Source organism: Lutimaribacter saemankumensis, assembly GCF_900100005.1.
Classification (GTDB): domain Bacteria; phylum Pseudomonadota; class Alphaproteobacteria; order Rhodobacterales; family Rhodobacteraceae; genus Lutimaribacter; species Lutimaribacter saemankumensis.
Window position 1 is genome coordinate 1 of record NZ_FNEB01000011.1, and the last position, 20,659, is coordinate 20,659.

Annotated in this window: 18 protein-coding genes and 3 pseudogenes; 13 read left to right on the plus strand and 8 right to left on the minus strand. The window is 59.9% G+C overall.

Translation table 11 applies throughout. From position 1 onward, the window contains the following. Nucleotides 1–605 precede the first annotated feature (605 nt). The 8 genes from BLT50_RS19385 to BLT50_RS16855 all read left to right on the plus strand — a co-directional run bounded on the left by BLT50_RS19385 (nt 606) and on the right by BLT50_RS16855 (nt 7,344). A complete protein-coding gene (locus tag BLT50_RS19385) occupies nt 606–743 on the plus strand; it encodes a hypothetical protein (RefSeq protein ID WP_175491510.1) in 138 nt (45 codons plus the stop codon). A 76-nt stretch (nt 744–819) separates the two neighbouring features. Next, complete coding sequence (locus tag BLT50_RS16820; protein ID WP_245723438.1) at nt 820–1,314, plus strand: hypothetical protein; 495 nt, start codon at nt 820–822, stop codon at nt 1,312–1,314. A 70-nt stretch (nt 1,315–1,384) separates the two neighbouring features. Continuing rightward, nucleotides 1,385–1,693: a hypothetical protein gene (locus tag BLT50_RS16825; protein ID WP_090030129.1), complete on the plus strand. Its 309-nt coding sequence runs from the start codon at nt 1,385–1,387 to the stop codon at nt 1,691–1,693. Between the two features lie 221 nt (nt 1,694–1,914). Further along, nucleotides 1,915–2,799, plus strand: a complete 885-nt coding sequence (locus BLT50_RS16830) for a transglutaminase family protein (RefSeq protein ID WP_090030131.1) — start codon at nt 1,915–1,917, stop codon at nt 2,797–2,799. 450 nt (nt 2,800–3,249) lie between these two features. Beyond that, a complete protein-coding gene (locus BLT50_RS16840) occupies nt 3,250–3,636 on the plus strand; it encodes a DUF302 domain-containing protein (RefSeq protein WP_090030135.1) in 387 nt (128 codons plus the stop codon). Nucleotide 3,637: 1 nt separating this feature from the next. Next, the gene (locus tag BLT50_RS16845; RefSeq protein ID WP_090030137.1) at nt 3,638–4,321 is read left to right on the plus strand and encodes a TVP38/TMEM64 family protein; all 684 of its coding nucleotides are present in this window, start codon (nt 3,638–3,640) and stop codon (nt 4,319–4,321) included. Nucleotides 4,322–4,388: 67 nt separating this feature from the next. Continuing rightward, nucleotides 4,389–6,722 carry a heavy metal translocating P-type ATPase gene (locus tag BLT50_RS16850; RefSeq protein ID WP_090030139.1) on the plus strand — a complete coding sequence of 778 codons (2,334 nt, stop codon included), beginning with the start codon at nt 4,389–4,391 and terminating at the stop codon, nt 6,720–6,722. 10 nt (nt 6,723–6,732) lie between these two features. Then, on the plus strand, nt 6,733–7,344 hold the full coding sequence (locus tag BLT50_RS16855) for a class I SAM-dependent methyltransferase (RefSeq protein ID WP_090030141.1): 612 nt from the start codon (nt 6,733–6,735) through the stop codon (nt 7,342–7,344). Nucleotides 7,345–7,399: 55 nt separating this feature from the next. Here the strand turns inward: BLT50_RS16855 and BLT50_RS16860 are convergent. Continuing rightward, nucleotides 7,400–8,107 (minus strand): annotated as a pseudogene (locus tag BLT50_RS16860) (IS6 family transposase). Between the two features lie 225 nt (nt 8,108–8,332). Between BLT50_RS16860 and BLT50_RS16865 the strand changes: the two are divergent. From BLT50_RS16865 to BLT50_RS19100, 3 genes are read left to right on the plus strand one after another with little or no spacing between them, the layout of a single operon-like run. Further along, nucleotides 8,333–9,265, plus strand: a complete 933-nt coding sequence (locus BLT50_RS16865; RefSeq protein ID WP_090030143.1) for a DnaJ C-terminal domain-containing protein — start codon at nt 8,333–8,335, stop codon at nt 9,263–9,265. 2 nt (nt 9,266–9,267) lie between these two features. Next, nucleotides 9,268–9,618 (plus strand): MerR family transcriptional regulator, encoded by a 351-nt coding sequence (locus BLT50_RS16870; RefSeq protein ID WP_245723439.1) that lies wholly within the window; start codon nt 9,268–9,270, stop codon nt 9,616–9,618. 51 nt (nt 9,619–9,669) lie between these two features. Further along, on the plus strand, nt 9,670–9,963 hold the full coding sequence (locus BLT50_RS19100) for a hypothetical protein (RefSeq protein WP_139170556.1): 294 nt from the start codon (nt 9,670–9,672) through the stop codon (nt 9,961–9,963). 48 nt (nt 9,964–10,011) lie between these two features. Here the strand turns inward: BLT50_RS19100 and BLT50_RS16875 are convergent, their stop codons facing one another. From BLT50_RS16875 to BLT50_RS16905, 7 genes and pseudogenes are all read right to left on the minus strand, one after another. Continuing rightward, nucleotides 10,012–11,550, minus strand: a complete 1,539-nt coding sequence (locus BLT50_RS16875; protein ID WP_245723440.1) for an MFS transporter — start codon at nt 11,548–11,550, stop codon at nt 10,012–10,014. A 309-nt stretch (nt 11,551–11,859) separates the two neighbouring features. Next, nucleotides 11,860–13,932 (minus strand): [FeFe] hydrogenase, group A, encoded by a 2,073-nt coding sequence (locus BLT50_RS16880; RefSeq protein WP_090030148.1) that lies wholly within the window; start codon nt 13,930–13,932, stop codon nt 11,860–11,862. Nucleotides 13,933–14,357: 425 nt separating this feature from the next. Next, nucleotides 14,358–14,594: pseudogene (locus BLT50_RS16885) on the minus strand (DDE-type integrase/transposase/recombinase); the annotation flags it as partial. A 68-nt stretch (nt 14,595–14,662) separates the two neighbouring features. Next, nucleotides 14,663–15,850 carry an MFS transporter gene (locus BLT50_RS16890; protein WP_245723441.1) on the minus strand — a complete coding sequence of 396 codons (1,188 nt, stop codon included), beginning with the start codon at nt 15,848–15,850 and terminating at the stop codon, nt 14,663–14,665. 4 nt (nt 15,851–15,854) lie between these two features. Next, nucleotides 15,855–16,904 carry a permease gene (locus tag BLT50_RS16895; RefSeq protein WP_175491511.1) on the minus strand — a complete coding sequence of 350 codons (1,050 nt, stop codon included), beginning with the start codon at nt 16,902–16,904 and terminating at the stop codon, nt 15,855–15,857. Nucleotides 16,905–16,958: 54 nt separating this feature from the next. Further along, the gene (locus BLT50_RS16900; protein WP_090030152.1) at nt 16,959–17,276 is read right to left on the minus strand and encodes an ArsR/SmtB family transcription factor; all 318 of its coding nucleotides are present in this window, start codon (nt 17,274–17,276) and stop codon (nt 16,959–16,961) included. 121 nt (nt 17,277–17,397) lie between these two features. Then, nucleotides 17,398–18,102 (minus strand): annotated as a pseudogene (locus tag BLT50_RS16905) (IS6 family transposase); the annotation flags it as partial. 148 nt (nt 18,103–18,250) lie between these two features. On the opposite strand from BLT50_RS16905, the gene BLT50_RS16910 reads away from it, so the two are divergent. Next, nucleotides 18,251–18,931 carry a GntR family transcriptional regulator gene (locus BLT50_RS16910; RefSeq protein ID WP_139170557.1) on the plus strand — a complete coding sequence of 227 codons (681 nt, stop codon included), beginning with the start codon at nt 18,251–18,253 and terminating at the stop codon, nt 18,929–18,931. Nucleotide 18,932: 1 nt separating this feature from the next. Beyond that, nucleotides 18,933–20,522, plus strand: a complete 1,590-nt coding sequence (locus tag BLT50_RS16915; protein ID WP_090030155.1) for a gamma-glutamyltransferase family protein — start codon at nt 18,933–18,935, stop codon at nt 20,520–20,522. The last annotated feature ends 137 nt before the right edge of the window (nt 20,523–20,659 follow it).

The following is a 20,659-nucleotide window of genomic DNA, read 5'->3' on the forward strand; positions in this document are numbered from 1 at the left end:
CTGATGACGTCAATTTGCGCATGCGCTGGAGAAATTGAACTGGCGATTACTTGATATGAGATGTGCGAAATTAAACAGGTTTCTGCATATCAGCGAAAATCCGGTCGACATGCGCACAGACTGGCACCTCTCAATTCGCTGGATTGCTTTCTCGCCGAATATGACCTGCTTTGGCTCCCTCCAGCGAACACTGGGGGGAGCAAGGCGCGACCACGAGCGATTTGATCACCGTTCAGGTATAACCTATAGAATAGCGCCGCACTTTAGATTGACGCGCTAAGAAAACCGATGGAGCAGCATTAGCTGAGTATGCAGAAGCCTCTTGCCCGGCTCGAGCCGAGTCAATCTGACAAAGCCCTCGCTTCCTTTTTCGATCAGAGAGTTAGACTACTGGATGCGACCGATGCGCCTCGGACTCAGACATTCGGTCCGAGTAACCTGACGCAATTCGAGGTCTGGACCGATAAATTGACCTAACCTTCGGTTCTTTCGCGGCGCGGCCTCGTAAATCGGGCCGCCAGTCCCCATATACAATACACCGACGCCAAGCATCCCGGTCCGATATGGACGAGGAGTTGGCGCCGGCCAATCAAAGGATTGATGACATGTCTTTCAAGGACCTGACTGCCAGGGCTGCGGTCGCTATGAACCCGAAGGCTCAGGAGGCCGCAAAGCCCCCTGCCAAAGAGAGCAAGGTCATGGCCGACGGCAAAGAAGTGCCAACGAAACCCAAGACATCTTGAGACTTACGCAGGCCACGCGCCCCATACCTAAATGGGGCGCGGAGCACCCGCAGAATCCAGGCAGAGGATCACATCGATGGAAGATCTGACGAGCAAGACCATCGCGGTCTTTTCCCAACCGTTCAACGTTCCAGGCTTTGACGAGTCGCTTCCGGCGGGAGAGTATGAGATTGAGACGGAACTGGTTGCACCTCCGGACCACGAGAATCCTGAAGCTTGGAAAGCCTCCGCTCTGTTGAGGCTTCATCCCCGGATATCGCATCCAGGACTGGCAAGAACCCTGACTGTTTCCCTTGCCGACCTCGACCACGCACGCGCCAAGGACAAGTTGACCGGAAAGGCGCTGACTGATTTCTTCCTCGAGGAGATGCTGGCCGACCCGATGATCCGTCTTGTCATGCAGGCGGACGGTGTGGCCGAGGCGGATCTGCGCGATCTCTACTCGCCCGGCTCCGACCGGAGGCAGGCGGAACAATACGTTCAGTCAGAGAAAGACCGGACTATTCGAGGGATGGATGACGGTGAAAGTGGCCCGCGCTACGGAAGTGCGCGACCAGGTATCGGAGAATGACATCGGCGCTGGGAAACGCTTTCCCAGCCCAATCGAGCGCGTTGCTCGATGGGATTGACTGGACCCGGTCATGACCAATGGTCCGATTAATCTGGACACCCACAGGTCCTCCGGAAAACAACGCGAGACCGAGATGCGACGGCTCCATGCCAACAGCCAGTTGCCTCTTAAACTGCCATCGCAACCGCACCTCGAAAGCCTTGAAGATCAAATGCTGGCGGAGCCGGCGCGGACGTGGGCCGAAGTCATGAAAAAGTGGCGCTTCCTGCTCGACCGGTACGCGGCGACGCCCGAGGCTGAAGACCAACGCATTCAGAAACTCATAAAGCGCGCTCTTAGCGACATGGAACGACTGAGAAAACGTGAGGAGCGGAAATGAAGGTTAAGTCTGAAGAAATCGAATTTGGGACAATCAAGGCAACGACCGACATTCCCGCCGAGCGCGCCTGCCTGAGATGCAGGTCAATCTTCTGGAGCGATGGGTTCGGCGAACGGATATGTTCCCGTTGCAAGGGATCGGCCGACTGGCGCGCGGCAATTTACGAGGGCAGCGGACAGGGTCGGCGTCGCTCCAACGGACGTTTATCATAGGTCTCACCGATGCCATCTGTCACGATCACGCACGCGACCAGCTATCACTATCGAAGCGAGGTTGCTCTCGGGCCGCATCGGCTGATGCTTCGTCCGCGGGAGACTCGGGATCTCAGCCTGACGTCTTTCGAGCTGAAGACCAGTCCTGAGGCCCGCATCGACTGGTCACATGATGTCGCTGGTAATGCCGTCGCGAAGGCCCTGTTCGACGCCAACACGACAAAGCTGTCGATCCGATCGTGCGCGCGTGTCGAACTGCGCGCCCCGGTTTGGCCGATCTTTCCGATCGCTGCCGAAGCGATATCATACCCGTTCGTGTATTCCGCGGAGGATGGGACCGATCTCGGCGCCCTGGCGATGCCGCAATATGCGGATGCCACGGGGCGGCTGTCGAATTGGGTCGAACGGTTCATCATGTCACGGCCAACGGATACGCTTTCGCTGCTGAAAGACATCAGCAATGGTGTCACGGCCGGGATTTCCTATCAGAGCCGCGAGACCGAAGGCACGCAGGGGCCGCTGGAAACCCTCTACAGGGGTTGGGGGTCCTGCAGGGACTTCGCCGTGCTGTTGGCCGAGGCCGTCCGAACACTTGGCTTCGGTGCCAGGCTTGTGTCCGGATATCTGTTCAATCCCTCCGGAGACCAGATGGGATCGGTGGACGCCGGTTCCACGCATGCATGGGTCGAGGTGTTCGTTCCCGGCGCAGGATGGATCCCCTTCGACCCCACTAACAGGTCGGTCGGATCCACCAATCTCATTCCTGTCGCCGTCGCAAGACGGATCCATCAGGTTGCACCGGTTAGCGGCAGTTTCCACGGGAGACCCAGCAATCTCTTGTCGATGGAAGTTACGGTGGATCTTGAAGGTGCCGGGCTGCGCACTTCTGAATGACGCCTAGAAAGAGCGGATTGTCCGTCGGATCTGGCAACAGCCTTCAGGACCGATGGCATTTAGGAGGGGACACGTTGTTCCGCTGGACCAACTGCGTGAAGGCTGGAGGATATTGTCAGATTAATTCAGGCTCTTCTCTGCCAGGACAGTAGGGCTGCCCCTTATGCAGCGCAGAGACCACGCCACTCGGCCAGAGCAACGGTTCGGTTCTGCTACGCAACCGCCCTGCCCGGCTCAAGCCACGTTCCTCTGACATGACCACGTAAGGGAAGAACGGCGCGCAGGCCCTGATCTGCATCAAGACGGCAGCGACCAAATACTGTAGCATGCTGCGAAGATACGCAATCGTGGATTCCGGAACGAAATCTCTGATTTGGCCGCGCAAGGCCGATTTCGGTGTAGCTTCGCCAGATCAGCGTGTTCCAAACCCAACACTAAGGATACCTTTCAGTGAGCTACACGATTAATCACATGTTCAACGACGCCAAGTTCGAGGACATCGATGCCCGCACTCGCAAAGCCCTTGCGGACCATGGTTTCGGTGTCCTGACCGAGATCGACGTCAAGGCGACGATGAAGAAGAAGCTGGATGTCGAGATGCGGGCCTATCGGATCCTCGGCGCCTGCAATCCGAAGATGGCGCATCAGGCCATCGGGATCGAACCTCGGGTGGGCGCAATGCTGCCCTGCAATGTTATCCTGCGCGAGATCGAGGATGGCGTCGAGGTCAGCGCCGTCGATCCGGTCGCGTCGATGCAGGCGATCGAGAACAACGAACTTACGGCTGTTGCGCGTCAGGTCCGAGACCTTCTCGCGAAGGCCGTTGCCTCGATCTGAGGTGAGGTTGCGCGCAATCATCCTCATGGTGATGGCGATCCTCGGGATCGCCGTTCTCGGTGCTTGGCTGTTCGCGCCTTCTGCTTTCGACCAGGCACGCGGCATGATGGACGGCGAACGCCTGGAGATGCTGGTGGCACGCGCTGGCCTCTGGGGGCCGGTCGTGATCATCACGCTCATTACCCTCGCGGTCGTGGCGAGCCCGATCCCGAGCGCGCCCATTGCGCTGGCGGCCGGTGCGGCCTACGGACATCTCTGGGGGACCGTGCAGGTCGTGATCGGCGCGGAGCTCGGGGCACTGATCGCATTCGGTCTTGCGAGAGTTCTGGGGCATGATGTTCTGCGACGGATTTTTGGTGACCGCGTCGATGCCGGGCTACTTGGGTCGCAGGCCGCGTTGACGGCGACGGTTTTCGCCAGCCGCCTGATGCCGTTCGTGTCTTTCGACATGATCAGCTACGCTGCGGGGCTTAGCCGCCTGCACGCCTGGCGCTTCGCCCTCGCCACGCTGGCCGGCATCATTCCGGCAAGCTTCCTGCTCACACATTTCGGAGGCGAGGCGGTCAGCGGGGACCTCGGGCGGGCGACACGGGCGGTGCTTGGCGTTGGCCTGGTCACCGGATTGCCGCTGCTTTGGGTGGCGATGCGGAGAAGGCCTGAAGAAGGCGCTCGCGATCACCATTGAAAAGCGCTTGAGCTTCCAACGGCTGGAGGCCGCAAACTGCAAAGAGACAACGAAAGGCTGGCACCTCATGGAGCAGGATCATAATCACGCGGCGCCCGACATTCCGGCGGGAGCAGAGACGGTCAAGGATCCGGTCTGCGGGATGACGGTCGCAGTCAAGCCCGACGGGCGGCACGCAGCGTTCCAAAGCGAGACGTTTCATTTCTGCTCGGAGAAGTGCCAGACGAAATTCAAGGCGGATCCGTGGTTCTATGCCTCGGGTCGCGCCGCTGGGCAGAAGAAGGCCGCACCGGCTAACGTCCAGTACTCCTGCCCGATGCATCCCGAGATCGTCCGCGACGCACCGGGATCCTGCCCAATCTGCGGCATGGCGCTGGAACCGATGGTGCCGCCGGACGAGCCCAGCGAGGAGCTGACCGACTTCACGCGGCGGATGTGGATTTCCGCCTCGGCGGCGGTGCCGCTCATTATCCTGACGATGGGTGAACTGGTCGCCCTGCCGGTGCGCGACTGGATCGGACACCAGATCGCAAGCTATCTCGAGTTCCTGCTGGCCACGCCCATCGTGCTCTGGGCGGCGCGGCCATTCTTCAAGCGCGGCTGGGAGTCGGTGATGAACCGGTCGCCCAACATGTGGACGCTGATCAGTCTCGGCGTGGCTGCTGCCTATCTCTATTCGATCGTCGCCACCTTCCTGCCGGGTGTGTTTCCGGAACAGTACCGGATGGGTCACGGCGTCGGCACCTATTTCGAGGCGGCGGTGGTGATCGTGGCGCTGGTGTTTGTCGGCCAGGTGCTGGAACTGCGGGCGCGAGAACGCACCGGCGACGCAATCCGCGCGCTGCTGGACCTCGCGCCCAAGACCGCGCGGCGGATCCTGCCGGACGGGTCGGAATACGACGCGCCGCTGGACAACATCATGGCGGGAGATCGGCTGCGTGTGCGGCCGGGCGATGCGGTTCCGGTCGACGGGACGGTCATCGAGGGCCACTCGTCGCTGGACGAGAGCATGCTGACCGGCGAGTCGATGCCTGTCGAAAAGGGCCCGGGCGATGCGGTGACCGGTGCCACGATCAACAAGAACGGCAGCCTTGTGATCGAGGCGGGCAAGGTCGGTTCCGACACCGTCCTTGCGCAAATCGTCGCGATGGTCTCGAACGCGCGACGGTCCCGCGCTCCCATTCAGGGTTTGGCGGACCGGGTGTCGGCAGTTTTTGTGCCAACCGTTGTCGCCATCGCGATTGTCGCCTTCGTTGTCTGGCTGATCTTCGGCCCAGAACCCGCGCTGGTCTTCGCCATCGCATCTGCCGTGTCAGTGTTGATCATCGCTTGCCCCTGCGCGCTTGGCCTTGCAACGCCGATCTCCATCACAACGGCAGCGGGGCGCGGCGCGCAGGCGGGCGTGCTGATCAAGGACGCCGAGGCGCTGGAGCGTATGGCGGGTGTCGATACGCTCATCGTTGACAAGACCGGCACGCTGACCATGGGCAAGCCGAAGCTGACGGACGTTGTGGCGCTTGGCGACATCACCGAGACCGACCTGCTGTCGCTGGCCGCAGCGCTGGAGCGCGGTTCGGAACATCCGCTGGCAGAGGCGATCGTCGAGGGAGCCGAGGCGCAGAGGGCCCCGCGTCAGGAGGCCACGGACTTCGAAGCCGTCACCGGAAAGGGCGTGCGCGGCAAGGTTGACGGCCGTGCGGTAGCCCTCGGCAATGCGGCGTTAATGCAGGCGATGGGGCTCGACTCCGCGCGGGCCGAGGCAAAAGCCGACGCCCTGCGCACTGAGGGCAAGACGGCCATGTTCATCGCGGTTGATGGGGCGCTGGCGGGCATCGTGGCGGTGGCCGACCCGATCAAGGACTCGACTGCGCAGGCGATCACGGAACTCCACGCCCAAGGGCTCCGCGTCATGATGGCGACGGGCGACAACGAACGCACGGCGCAGGCGGTTGCGGGTAAGCTGGGCATCGACGAGGTGCGCGCGGGCATCCTGCCCGAGACCAAGAAGGACCTGATCGACCAGCTGCGCCGTGAGGGCCACAAGATCGCCATGGCAGGTGATGGCGTGAACGATGCGCCTGCGCTGGCCGCCGCCGATGTCGGCATCGCCATGGGCACCGGGGCGGACGTGGCGATGGAAAGCGCCGGCATCACCCTGCTGGGCGGTGACCTCATGGGCATCGTCCGGGCCCGCAAGCTGGCCCGCGCCACCTTGCGCAACATCAAGCAGAACCTGTTTTTTGCCTTCGCCTACAATTCCCTTGGCGTGCCGATCGCGGCGGGGCTGCTCTACCCCATCACCGGGCTTCTGCTCTCGCCGATGATCGCGGCGGCCGCGATGAGCTTGTCCTCGGTCTCGGTGATTTCCAACGCGCTGCGGCTGCGGCGGGTCGATCTGTGAGGAACCGAGAATGGGTAGCCAACCGAACCGCTGGGAAGACGTCTACCAGAGCAAGGGCGAGGCCGAGACTAGCTGGTTTGAGGATCGTCCGCAGGTCTCGCTCGACCTGATCGCGGCGTCAGGGGCGACCCAAGATGCCGCCATCGTCGATGTTGGCGCCGGGGCGTCGCGGCTGGTGGATTGCCTGCTGGAACTAAGCTTTCACCGGATCACCGTGCTAGACCTGTCGGAGACGGCGCTGGCAAAGGCCCGCGCTCGACTGCCCTACGATGCGCCCGTCGAATGGGTTGTGGCGAACGTCCTGGAATGGCAACCATCCGGGCACTTCGATGTCTGGCATGACCGAGCTGCGTTCCACTTCCTGACCGCTGCCGCCGATCAGGAAGCATATCTGCGGGTCATGGATCGGGCTCTTATCCCCGGCGGTCATGCAATCATTGGCACCTTTGCGCCGGATGGCCCAGAAAAATGCAGCGGACTTTCGGTTGCCCGCTATGACGCGGCTCTTCTCGCCGAACGGCTGGGTCCGGACTACCAGTTGATCCGGTCGCTCATCCACGATCACCACACGCCTTGCGGCAGTGTGCAGCGGTTCCATTTCGGCCTGTTCAAGAAGAACTGAGAGGTGCTGTCAGAATAATGCGAACTCGTCTCTGCCAGGACAGCAACGCTGTCCTTTATGCCGCGCAGAGACCGCGCCACTCGGCCAGAGCAGCGGTTCGGTTTTGCTTGAAATGGTCCCGTTTGGAGAGACTGCGATCCTGGTTGAAGTGATTGAAGACGGAGGAATAGACGGCGACGAACTTCTGCAGACTTCGCATTCGCCGAAAGCGCTGCATGGCTCGTTCTCGTCGTCGGAATGGAAGGTGTGAGCTCTCAGCCCTGTTGTTCTGCCAACGACCGCAGGCTTGCCGATCCACACATCCTATCTCGCGAAGCACAGCTTTTTATGAAGCAAACCGATCCGTGACCAGCACTTCTGGCTGACCATATCGCCGGATCAATTTCCTGAGCATTTTCAATGCAGCCCGCTTTTTTCTTCGCTTCGTAACGACGCTCTCAAGCACTTCGCCTTCGTGATCGACGGCCCGCCAGAGGTAGTGCCGCTCGCCGTTGATCTTCACGAAAGCCTCGTCCACATGCCACTACCATCGGGAAAAGGCGCGTAACTGCTGAACACGTCACCGGCGGATCTCAGACGCAAACACCGGCCCGAACCTGTTCCACCAGAAACGAATGGTCTCATGGCTCACATCGATGCCGCGTTCGCGCAGCAGATCCTCGACGTTGCGGAGTGACACCGGGAAACGCATATAGAGCATCACCGCCAGGCGGATGATCTCGGGACTGGTCTTAGAGTACTTGAAAGGCGAGCGTTTGGTCATCTTAAGAAGCTACGAAAGCCCCCTGCTCGGCTCAAGGCAAGTTCCTCTGACATGACCGTTACGCGTTTCACCGGCGGGTGAATTGACCCAAATCAAGGTGCCCAATCCGCTTTGAAACGAGGCTTTATACAGCTTCAGTGTGGTCCATCTGGCTCATGTGGCACTTCAAGTTGCCTGGGGCAGCGTCCATCGGAATACCCTGCACGGCACAGAAAGGTTAGAGATTTGACCGACGATCCTTACATCGTTTTGGGGGTCGACAAGACCGCGACACAGGACGAAATCAAGAAGGCATATCGGAAGCTGGCAAAAGCCTTGCACCCGGATTTACACCCCGATGACGCAGGCAAAAAGGCACAGTTCCAAGCAGTTTCTGCAGCTTACGATCTTTTGGGTAACGCGGAAAAGCGCCGGCGCTTTGATGCAGGTGAAATAGACGCCAGCGGACAAGAACGGCCCGAGCGCGAATACTACCATCAATATGCCGGCCAGCAAAACGGACGCCGCTATGACCCGGGCATGGGACCGGAAGACTATGCCGATGCGTCTGACTTTTTTGCCGACCTGTTCGGAGGGCGGCAACGCAACACCGGGGGCGCGCGGCAAGAATTTCATGCGCGCGGTCAGGACCTTCGCTATCACTTGGACGTGGATCTCATCGATGCCGTGCGCGGCGCCAAGCACACCGTAACCATGCCCGATGGCAAAACCATCGCCATTTCTATCCCGGCCGGCGTCAAGGACGGCCAGACCTTGCGGCTGCGAGGCAAGGGCGCGCCCGGGTTTGGACAGGGACAGCCTGGCGATGCCCTAGTCACGATTGGCATACGACCGCATCCTGTATTCACACGCACCGGGGACGATATCGAGATCGAGGTACCAATCACACTGGATGAAGCCGTTTTGGGGGCGAAAATCGACGTCCCGACCATTTCGGGCACCGTCTCAATGTCGATCCCCAAAGGCGCCTCGTCCGGGCGGAAACTAAGGCTCAAGGGCAAGGGGGTTTCGTGCAAGACCGGCAAGGCCGGCGATCAAATCGTGCACCTGAAGATCGTCTTGCCTGACGTGCTCGATAACAACCTCGAAGACCTTGCCCGGAAATGGCGCGATCATTCGGATTTCGATCCACGTGCAGACCTGCGGAGGAAATCATGAGAATGGATGAGCGTCGCGTCGTCGCCGAGGTCCACCGACTGACCCTGAGAGAGCTGCGGCTATGGGTTGACGAAGGTTGGGTGCGCCCTGCGAAAAAAGCTGACGGGCCCGTGTTCGACGAAATCGATCTGGCCCGTATTCGCTTGTTATGCGACCTGAAAAAGGAAATGGGCCTTTCTTCAGATGCGATGCCCGTTGTCTTGGGACTAATCGATCGCCTGAACGAAACCCGGCGGCATTTGCGGCACCTAATGAATGCGCTCGAGGCGCAACCCGCGGAGGTGCGCCAAGACATCATGGCAACGTTTCGCTCTTTGAAGCATATCGAGGGGACGCTCGAGGACGATCAGTAGTCTTTGTGCTATAATCGGGCCTCGAATGCGGGTTGTCCGAGGAGGAGAGCAATGCACAATCAACTAAACGCGCACCGTCGGATGCTGTTTCAAGCGTACCGCAGGTTTCTTGCAGCAGATCGGGCGTGGCAAACTGCACAGTCTGCCGCTCTGACATGGTTGCCGGCGGGTGTTACGGAAAAAACAGCACTGATCGGCAATCCCGGCTCGCGCATGCGGCAGCTTTATCAAAAGCGAAACCGTGCGCTCGCCCGGCTTGAACTGACCAGGGCAGAGTTCAAAAAGGCTCAGCTGCGGTTGAGTAGGCGGTCAGTCATGGTTGTGCGACTGATAGCGGCCGGATAGGCGGAGGGTCTTTTTTCTTATCCTCCTGTGCGCCATGTTACAGCAAAGCTAGTCGCGTGTTCGGTATCGCGAGGACTGCACCGCAAGCACTGTCAGCAAGGGCACTGCGACCGAAATAATGCCTACGACGATCAGCAAGTATCCTAGTTCGGAGTAATCGGCCAACGAAGTCCGTACTCCCGTAGCCGGGTCAACGGCCTCACGTGTAACAAGGAAAATCTTGTTGAGGTACTTCGTACCCAAGCTGCTGGCCGAAAGCGCCATGTTCGTGAAAGATGCCATGACGGCAAAGAACGTTGCCTTGAGATCGGGTGGCGCGTTGCGCGCGATCCAGGCCAGCATCGGCACCATCGCGATCTGCGCCAGCGGCGACTCGATCGCGGTATCCAGAATGGCGATGAACCGCGCGTCGACGACCCCACCGGTATGCGCCGCGGTCCATTCCTGGATCCCATAATAAAGACCGATATTCGGCAATGCCAGGATACCGGATGCGATCGTCAGCAGGACGATGATATAGGCGATCGACCGGTTCGCCATCATGGGGCGCAATACGATCAACCCCAGCAAGGCCAGCAGCGAGGTGATCAGCGAAAGGATCGATAGGAACCGCTCGTCGAACTCGAGCACGTCGATTTCGAACCATGTCTGCCCCGGGCCGGGCAGCGGCACAGCCCGGAACACGAAAATGATCGCTGCCGTTCCGATCAGGGCGCGCGCGGCATCGGGGCGAAGTTCCTGAAGAAGCTGACGCATCAGGAATAGGATCACGGTCATCGAAGCCACGAAAACGATCTCTTGCGCATAGACGAGATCCGACGTGCCCAACCCGATACTCAGGACGACGAAGGCCAGGCCACCCCCCAGGATTTGCCAGTTGACGTGCGTTACCGCGTCCGGGCGCCTTTGGGCCAACCCCTGTTCGGCGCGGCGATGCTGCACGATCATGTGCAGCACCACGCCACTGACCGAAATCACGGGGATGGCCAATGCGATCAGATAGACACGGCCATACAGATCAAGTCGCGCGTCTTGCGGCAGATCTTCTGCCCCAGAAAACATCCAGATATTCACGGCGGCTACTGCGACAAGGCCCGATATGATAGCAACGCGGCCCAGCGTCTGCATCGTCGTATGCATGGCGCGCGCCTGCCCCTCGTCGAAAGGTTGGCCCGCTTCGTTATGGGCGGGCACGGCTTCGACCGTCATGGCATCGGCGACGACGTCCTGGATTGCATAGCCCGCCGGCGCAAGCAGAACGGCGATGACATACCAGTCGCTGAGCGGCAGCAACGCACGCATTTCATCCGGCCGCGAAACAAGGCCGTACATGGTCAGCAGCGACAGCGTTATCAAACCCGCGCCGAAAAGGATAAGCAGCGCTTTCCACCGCCAGAATATGTCAACCAAATGCCCCATCGGCATCTTCAACACCCATGGCAGCCCGGCCCAGAATGCCAGTCCGGCTACGAATTCCGCCGAAAGCGAAAGGTACTCCTTGAGAAAGAACGCCCCCACGACCGAGGTCAGACTGGATACGCCAGCCGCGAAATAAACCATCAGAGGCGGCAGGTAAGACCAGCGCATCTGCTGCGCCAGGTCTACAAAGACGCGGTAAAAAGCACCTTTGTGTTCTGAACTTCTGTCATCTTCTTGTGATGGCATTAGGTTTTACCCATGCGAGGCTTGTTTGTGTGCGGGAACGAGCTTCTCAAGAGTTCTGATCCCATACCCGCAGTTTTCAGACGACATAGGTCCGCAAGGATAATTGAAAAAAGGATCGAGTGATCAAGCATCGGTGACGCCATTCGAAAGTAAAAAAATCCTTCAACAACCAAGCGTAGCCATTTGGGGCGACGAGTTATAGCCATCTATCCATGGCGGCCCGCACCACGGTCAAAGCACAGTGCGCGAAAGCCGCTTGAACCGCAGGCCTGAATATTCCCTGCCGTGATGGATGCACGTTTCCATTTCGAAGCGACAGCGGATACCATCAGGCGTAACAACGATAGGGTCATCTTCATCCGCACAGGGTTCGATCCTGTGGCGAACAAATTTCTCCCCATACTGTCTGGGCGGAAGCCGGCCGTCTATAAATGCCTGAATTCCAGTGGCGCCCCTTATGTCTCCGAACTCGGAGGCCGTCGACCAGAGACCGTCGGGGTGAAACAGGCGAGCGGCTGCCGTACCATCGCGACGATCCACGCAATCAAGAAATCGCATCAGAAGAGACCTTGGCGAATTCCGCGCGGCATGCGTTGTGTGGAGTAAGTTATGCGCCGCGGGCGAATTCGGCGCGCCCAACTCGGAAGCATACAAGGCTTGCACATCCTTGTTCTGGTAGGACCGGCGGCGCGGCGATTGTACATCAATCTCGTAGATCGCCCTCGCCCGTTTTTTCAGGATGTCCGGGTCATCAGACTTTGGTTCACCGCCTCCGCCAAGGCAGCCGCCGACACATGCCATGACCTCAATGGCGATATACTCGTCTCTCCAGCTTTCGTCCTCGAACATCCGCTGGGCAGCCGCAATGCCGTTGCACACGGCGACGGTGCCTATATTGGGAATTGTCGCGGTTTTTACGCCAGCACGGACGCCGCGCAACTCGTTCCATTCCAACGGCGCCGCATCGTCCTGGCCCTTGAGGTGCAAGACTGTCCGCAACATGGCTTCCATCACACCACCGGAAGCACCGAATATCTGCGCCGCGCCGGTACTCTCGCCCAATGGGCTGTCGAATTGGCCATCTTCGGCAAGAGCACCAAAGGCAATCCCACGGGATCGGATCATTCTGGCCAATTCCCGCGTGGTGAGCGCAATGTCCACGTCGCCTGACATGCCTGGCCTCAGGGCTTCATCTTTCTTGGCAGTGCACGGCATGATGCTGACCACGTAGGGTTCCGTCTTGCCAGAGGCAAACTCAGGTCCGAGGGATCGCGCAAAAGCGCCCCGCTTTGCGATTACGCCGTGCATTTGCTGGGGCGACTTGGTCGTGCTCAGATGCGACAGTAGGTCGGGCCTGTTCAACTCCAGCCAATTCACCCAACCCGGGCAGCAGGAAGTGAACAACGGCAGTCTTTCCCCGGCTTCAATCCGAGCCAGTAGTTCGGCACTCTCTTCCATGATCGTTAGATCGGCGGCAAAATTTGTATCGAACACAAAGTCAAAACCAAGCTGTCTCAGCGCATTGATCAACCGCCCCGTGCTTACGGTCCCCGGCTTCAAGCCGAACTCTTCGCTGATGGCTATACGGGTCGCCGGCGCGACTTGGACAACAGACACATTTCGGTGCGAGTCCAACTTGTGCAGCACTTCGTGCCAGTGCGGCGTTTCGATCAACGCTCCCACCGGACAGACAAGCGAGCATTGGCCGCAGGAAATGCATTTAGTTTCTGCAAGCGGCTGATCGAACACTGTGACAGGACGACGGTCGAACCCACGATCACCAAAACCAATTACGTATTGCTGTTGCACGGTCTCTCCGCAGACATCCGCACACAGTCCGCACTCGATGCATTTTGATAGGTCGCGCCAGATACTGGGAGAGGTATGGTCGCTGGGGTACCGATCAGATGAGGCGGCCTCACCTGCGGGAACCTTTGGCCAGCGCTCCTCCCATTGGTTTTCGTGAACAAGGCGCTGCAGCTGGCAAGCCCCATTCACCTCACAACGCATGCAGTCATTCGGATGGCGCGCGAGCAACCATTCAGCGTCAGCTTGCCGAAAAGAACGCAGAGCTTCGGTGTCTGTGTTCACCACATCACCGTCTTTTGCCGGTGTTCTGCAGGCTGGCTGGGGGGTGTCGTGTCCCTCAACCTCGACAAGGCACATACGGCAAACGGCATGAGCTGGAAGACCCGGATGATAACAAAGCGTGGGCACATGAACGCCCACCGCTTTGGCCGCGTCCAAGATACTCGTACCTTCATCAACTTGGACACGCCGTCCGTTGATTGAAATCTGGATCATGAGGATAACCTCCGTGTTCCTATGCCGAAGTTGCGAGATTTGGACGGGGTAAGCGAATTTTCTTGGGCGTTTCGATTCACAAGTTCCAATATGATATCCTCCGCTAAGAAGGGCTCCGCTCCAAGAAAGGCAATGCAACAGCCGTCCTCAGAAAGGCTGTCTCTCCGGAATGATGAGACCCGCACAAAGCTTTCTTAGCCTTGATACGCATCAAGGTAATTCTGACGTCCGGCTGGTAACCGAACAAAGTAAGAGGGCTGTGGCCTGTTTCCGCGGAACCGAACGAAAACCATGCGGCGGCGGCAGCTTCTAGGAAATTGAACCAGAAAGGATATTGTCAGATTAATTCAGGCTCTTCTCTGCCAGGACAGTAGGGCTGCCCCTTATGCAGCGCAGGGACCACGCCACTCGGCCAGAGCAACGGTTCAGTTCTGCTTGAAGTGATCTCGGCTTGAGAGGCTGCAATCCTGGTTGAAGTGGTTGAAGACGGAAGAGTGGACGGCGACGAATTTCCGCAAACTTCGCATTCGCCGAAACCGCTGCATCGCCCTTTCTCGTCGTCGAAATGGCAGATGCGAGTTCTCAACCCTGTTGTTCAACCAACGCCCACAGGCTTGACGGTCTTCGCAGCCCATGTCTCGAAGCGCGGCCTTGTATGAAGCCAGCCCCCTGCCCGCCTCAAGACAAGTTAATCTGACAATGCCAGGCCCGATGTGCAGGGCGCGCGCCCTCAGGCACGAATGCTGCGCCACAGGAGAGCCAGAAAACCGGCCTTCGCGAGCGCCAGTGCCGAGAGGATCCACAGCGTTGCCTGAGGCCCGGATCCGGCGATGACCCATACTCCAAGGACGGGCGCGGCGGCCTGCGCGATGAGCGACGGGCGAGCGAGACTTCCCATGAGAGCGGGATAGCGTTCGGCGCCGAACACAGCGAGCGGGAGCGCGCCCCTCGCGATCGAGAACAGGCCGTTGCCACCTCCGTAGAGCACCAGCGCCACTCCCGCGACACCATAGTCTGCCGCCAGGAGCAGAATTCCGGCCGCGATGGCGAAGGTCGAGATGGCGAGTGTCCAGATCGGGTGGTGTCGTCCACGGCCCGCCATTTCCAGAACACGAGCCCCGACCTGAGCCGGACCGATGAGCGTGCCCAGAGCGACAGCGGCAGACAGGGTCAGGCCCTGCGCCTGCAGAAAGGTGAAGAGCCATGTCGAGACATTGACGACGATGAGCCCGTTCAGGACGAGCATTGCCGCCATCAGTCCAAAGACGATCGCCTCCCGCCCCGCGAGCCGCGGCACGTCCGGCTCATCGAACGACCGCCTTTCGACACGACCCGGAGGGGCAGGAACGGCCCACAGAACCAGCGGCATGGTCCCGAAGAGGTGGATGACGGCATAGGCCGCGGCGACACCCCGCCAGCCCCAGGCATCGAGCATGAGCGTGGAAAGCGGCCAGCAGACCGTGCTCGCGAAGCCGCCCCAGAGCGTGAGCGCGGTGATCGCGCCGCGCGCCTCCCGGCCGTAAAGGCGCCCCAGAGAAGCGAAGGCCGGATCGTAAAGGCCCGCCGCCATTCCAAGACCCAGCAGCAGCCACCCTGTCCAGAAAACCCAAAGATGTGTCGCGCCCGCGATGACCAGCAGGCCGGCCGCGATCAGCGCGCACCCAGCGGCGAGAACAGGCCGCCCGCCATGACCCGCAATCGCCCTCCCGACGAGCGGCGAAACGAGGCCGGCGACCAGCAATCCCACTGACAGCGCGCCGGTGATCGAGCCTAGGCTCCACCCCGTATCCCTCGCAATGGGCGCGGCGAGGACCGTCATGAGGTAGTATGTGCTGCCCCATGTGAAGATCATCACCACGCCGAGGGCGGAGATGACCGGCCACCGTCGCGCCTGTCCGGTCATCGCCGGATCTGTCATGGCATCACAGCATCTGCCAGAACTGGAACAGAAGCCCCGACGCGAAGGCGCCGGTCAACGAAAGTGCAAGATAGAGCAGGAAGACGGGCGGACGGGCCAGCGCCCAGACCGCCATCGCGGCGGGGATCGAGGTCACGCCACCGGCCACGAGGAAGGCCATTCCGGCCCCGGGCGCCATGCCCTGTTCGATCAGACCGCCGACCAGCGGAAGGGCAGCGTAGCCGTTCAGATAGGCGGGCACCCCGACCAGCGTCGCGGTAACGATGGGCAACAGGCCCTCACCGCCCAGCGTCGCGGTCACGGTCTCCGCCGGGATCCAGGCGAGCATCAGGCTTTCGAGGATGAAGGCCAGCGTCAGCCACTTGGCGAGGAACAGAGTCGTGCTCAGCGCCGTCTTGCCGAATTTCGCCCGGCGGTCGGCCTCCGCCCAGAACCGCCAGACGACCGCCTTCGGCGCACGGATCTTTGAGCCACCGCAGCCGCCGTTTCCGATCCCTTCCCGCAGCGGATCGGCGAACGCCCCGCCTTTCATCATGAGATGCACCACGGTGCCGCCGAACAGCCCGAGCCCGATCGCAGCGAAGGTCTTGGCCACCGCGAATTCGAGGTCGAGCACACCCGCCGTCAGAACGAACATGGACGGATCCATGATCGGCGACGCCAGCCAGAAGGCCATCACCGCCGAGAGCGGCACCCCCATCGCCAGCAGCGCCGCGATCAGCGGGATCACCCCGCAAGAGCAGAACGGGGAGATGCCCCCCGCAAGCGCACCAAGCCCGATCATCAGGAGCGGCGCGCCGGTGAACGCCTTGGCTATCAGGTTGTCGGCGCCGGTCGCGTTCGCCCAGGCGGCAATGGCGATCGACAGGATCAGGAATGGCGCAGTGCCCAAGAGCGCATTGCCGGCGAAGAGCGCGCTGTCTACGGCCTGCGGCGTGTCGAACACCGCCAGCGCTGCAAGGATAGCGGCGGAGGCGAGCCAGACCCGCTGGTCTTGCCACAGGTTGCGCAACGTGGACCGGAGGCCGGGCGCCGCAAGGGTCGTGTCAGTCATCACCAAATCTCCGGAATTGCAGTTGTTTCTGGCCAATAAAAAGGCACGCGCGTCTCATGCGGCATCCTCCGCGCGGAGAACGGAAACACCGGCGCAGCATTCGGAGGTCAGGAAGCCGACCAGTGCGCGCATCGCGGGAAAGTCGACGCGGTTGAACACCTCGCGCCCCTGCTTGTCCTGTAGCACGAGCCCAGCATCGACGAGCGTCGAAAGATGATGCGCCAGCGTTGACGGCGCGAGCCCCAGATGCTCGCCGATGTCGCTAACCCGCAACCCGTCGTCACCGGCCTTTACCAACAGGCGAAAGATCGACAGGCGGGCATCGTGGCCGAGAGCGGCAAGGGCACGGGCGTTGGGGCTGGTCGTGGTCATGGATCAAATATAACCATGATTCTGGTTTTGTCGATTCTTTTCGTGTCAGGCGAACTTCGCCCGAGGGTGCTGCCAAACTAATTCGAACTCGTATCTGCAAGGACAGCGGCACTTTCCTGTATGCCGCGCAGAGAGCGCGCCACTCGACCAAAGCAGCGGTTCGGTTCTGTTTGGAGTGGTCCCGTTTGGAGAGTCTGCGATCCTGGTTGAAGTGATTGAAAATGGAGGAATGTACGGCGACGAATTTCTGCAAACTTCGCATCAGCCGGAAGCGCTGCATCGCCCTTTCTCTTCGTCGGAATGGAAGGTGTGAATTCTCAACGCGGTTGTTCAGCCAACGACCACAAGCTTGCCGATCCACACATCCTATCTCGCGAAGCGCAGCTTTTTATGAAGCAAACCGATCCGTGACCAGCACTTCTGGCTGACCATATCGCCGGATCAATTTCCTGAGCATTTTCAATGCGGCGCGTTTGTTTCGCCGCTTCGTGACAACGCTCTCAAGCACCTCGCCTTCGTGATCCACGGCCCGCCAAAGGTAGTGCTGCTCACCATTGATCTTCACGAAAACCTCGTCGACATGCCATTGCCATGGCGAAAAAGCGCGTAGTTGCTGAACACGCCGCCGCCGGATTTCAGATGCAAACATCGGGCCAAACCGGTTCCACCAGAACCGGATGGTTTCATGACTGACGTCGATGCCGCGTTCGTGCAGCAGGTCTTCGACGTTGCGGAGTGACAACGGGAAACGGACATAGAGCATCACCGCCAGGCGGATGATCTCAGGGCTGGTTTTGAAGTACTTGAAAGGCGAGCGTTTGGTCATCTCGAGAGGCTACGCAAGCCCCCTGCCCGGCTCAACCAAGCTTCCTCTGACAAGACCCTCAAAACAATACGACAATAATTTATTGTATACAAAAATGTTGACGTGAATACGTTTGTTTGCTTCGCTGAGTAGGAAAGAGGAGCATTGCGTGGCGAAAGAGATCAGCAAACAACTAACAGAAATGATTGTTCGTGGGACTTACCGGCCCGGTGACCGATTGGACGAACAATCCCTCGCCGACCAATTCTCGGTGTCTCGAACCCCTGTACGAGAAGCAATCGTGAAATTGGCGAGCGCCGGTTTGGTGCAATTGCGACCGCGCCGCTCTGCCCTTGTGCGGCGCATGAGCGAAGCGGAGCTGAGCGAAGCCTTCGAGGCAATGGGCGAGATCGAGGGCCTATGTGCGTCATACGCCGCACAGCGTCTGAGTGAAGCGCAACGACTGCGACTGAAGGCGCTCATGCAGATCTCGGAGCAGGCTTGCCGTGATGGTGACGCGACTCAGGCGCAGGACATGGACAATGAGTTCCACGAACTAATTCACAGCGGAGTGCGCAATTGGATGATCACATCCGTTGCCCGGGAAACTCGTTTGAAAGTCAGTCCTTACAGCGCCATCGGCTTTATCTTCGACAGCGAGGTGATCGATCTTAGCGTGCCGCATAAGCAGCATTGTGCAATCGCTGATGCTATTCTCGCAGGTGACGCCGCAGCAGCGCGTAGCCTGATGGTCGAACATGTCGGTCACAATTACCTTACCCTGCAAGAGCTCCTGTCCCAGGCGCAGCGACACAGCGGAACGTCATTATTTGAAAATGAGGAAGACTGATATGCATGACTATCAGGGGCCTGGCCGTGCAACGGCGTACGCAGAAAACGGCATGTGCGCCACATCACACCCTTTTGCGGCGATGGCTGCGATCGATACCCTGCGCAAAGGCGGGAATGCAGTAGATGCAGCCGTGGCCGGGGCGGTTGTGCTGGGTTTTTGCGAACCGGCCATGACCGGGCTCGGCGGCGATGTCTTTGCTTTGATCCATGACCCAGAAGCCCATGCCTGTTCGGCGCTCAACGGGTCGGGTCGAGCGCCCGCCGCCCTGGATGCCGCTTATTTGCGAGACCAGGGTTTTGAGACGATCCCGTTGGACTCTACGCACGGTGTCACTGTTCCCGGCGCAGTCGATGCCTTTGAAAAACTCGTCACTCAGAGTGGCAAGTTGAGTCTGGCCGAAGTATTGGCCCCGGCCATCCATTGTGCCGAAACCGGCGTACCGGTATATCACCGCACCGCCTTGGACTGGGCCGCGTTCGGCGAACGTCTGCGTGGCCCAGCCCGGAAGCACTATCTGGATGGGGGCGCGCCCTTTCGAGCGGGTACGCGGTTTGCCTCTCCCGCGCAGGCCCAGGCCCTGCGCTTGATCGCGCAAAACGGAGCGGATGCGTTCTACCGCGGCGAAATCATGGAAGACATCGTGGCCACATTGAAGGCGCATGGTGGACTGCACAGCGCCGAAGACTTTGCCGCAACGGCCGCGACCCCGGTTGATCCGGTGCGGCACAATTATCGCGGGCATGATTTGGTGGAGCTGCCACCAAATGCCCAAGGCGTGACCGCGCTTCTTATCACCGCGATTCTGGAGCGCTTCGATATCAGTCGATTTGCGCCGGATAGCGCTGAGCGAATCCATCTTGAAGCCGAGGCAACCCGGCTGGCGTACCGTGTTCGGAACCTCTGGCTGGGCGATCCAGAGACGGTCGGTACCAACACTGAGAAGCTTCTATCAGAGGTACTTGCCGATCGCCTAGCCGAACAGATCGACCCGACGAAAGCCGGAAACTCGAACCCTACGCCTGCCGAGGCACTGCACCGCGATACCGTCTATATCACTGTTGTCGACGGCAATCATTTGGCAGTTTCTTTGATCTATTCGATCTTCTGGCCTTTCGGATCAGGTCTGGCATCGGAAAAATTCGGCATTGGCCTTCACAACCGCGGCTGCGGGTTTTCCTTGCAGGACGGCCATCCCAACATGCTGTTAGGTGGGCGCAGACCGCTCCATACGCTCATTCCGGGCCTGCTGGAAAAGCAGGGCGACTATGTGATGCCCTTTGGAGTCATGGGCGGGCCGTACCAAGCGGCCGGGCATGCGCATTTCGTGTCCAACATCGCCGATTACGACATGGACCCGCAAACCGCCATTGACGGCGTGCGAAGCTTTCATGACGTCGCGACCGGCAAGCTCGAAGTTGAGGCGCGGGTGGCTGAATCCACAGCGACAAAGTTGTCCGAGATGGGACACGACGTCGTGCGCGCGCCCGTTGGGATCGGTGGAGCGCAGGCGATCAGGATTGATCAGTCTACGGGCATGCTGGCCGGCGGCTCAGACCCGCGCAAAGACGGTCTGGTTCTGGGATATTGAACGCAAAACGCGCAGTGCGCGGACTTGGCTCCTCAAGACAAGTTCCTATGACAAAACCAGGCGGATGATCTCAGGGCTGGTTTTGAAGTACTTGAAAGGCGAGCGTTTGGTCATCTCGAGAGGCTACGAAACACCCC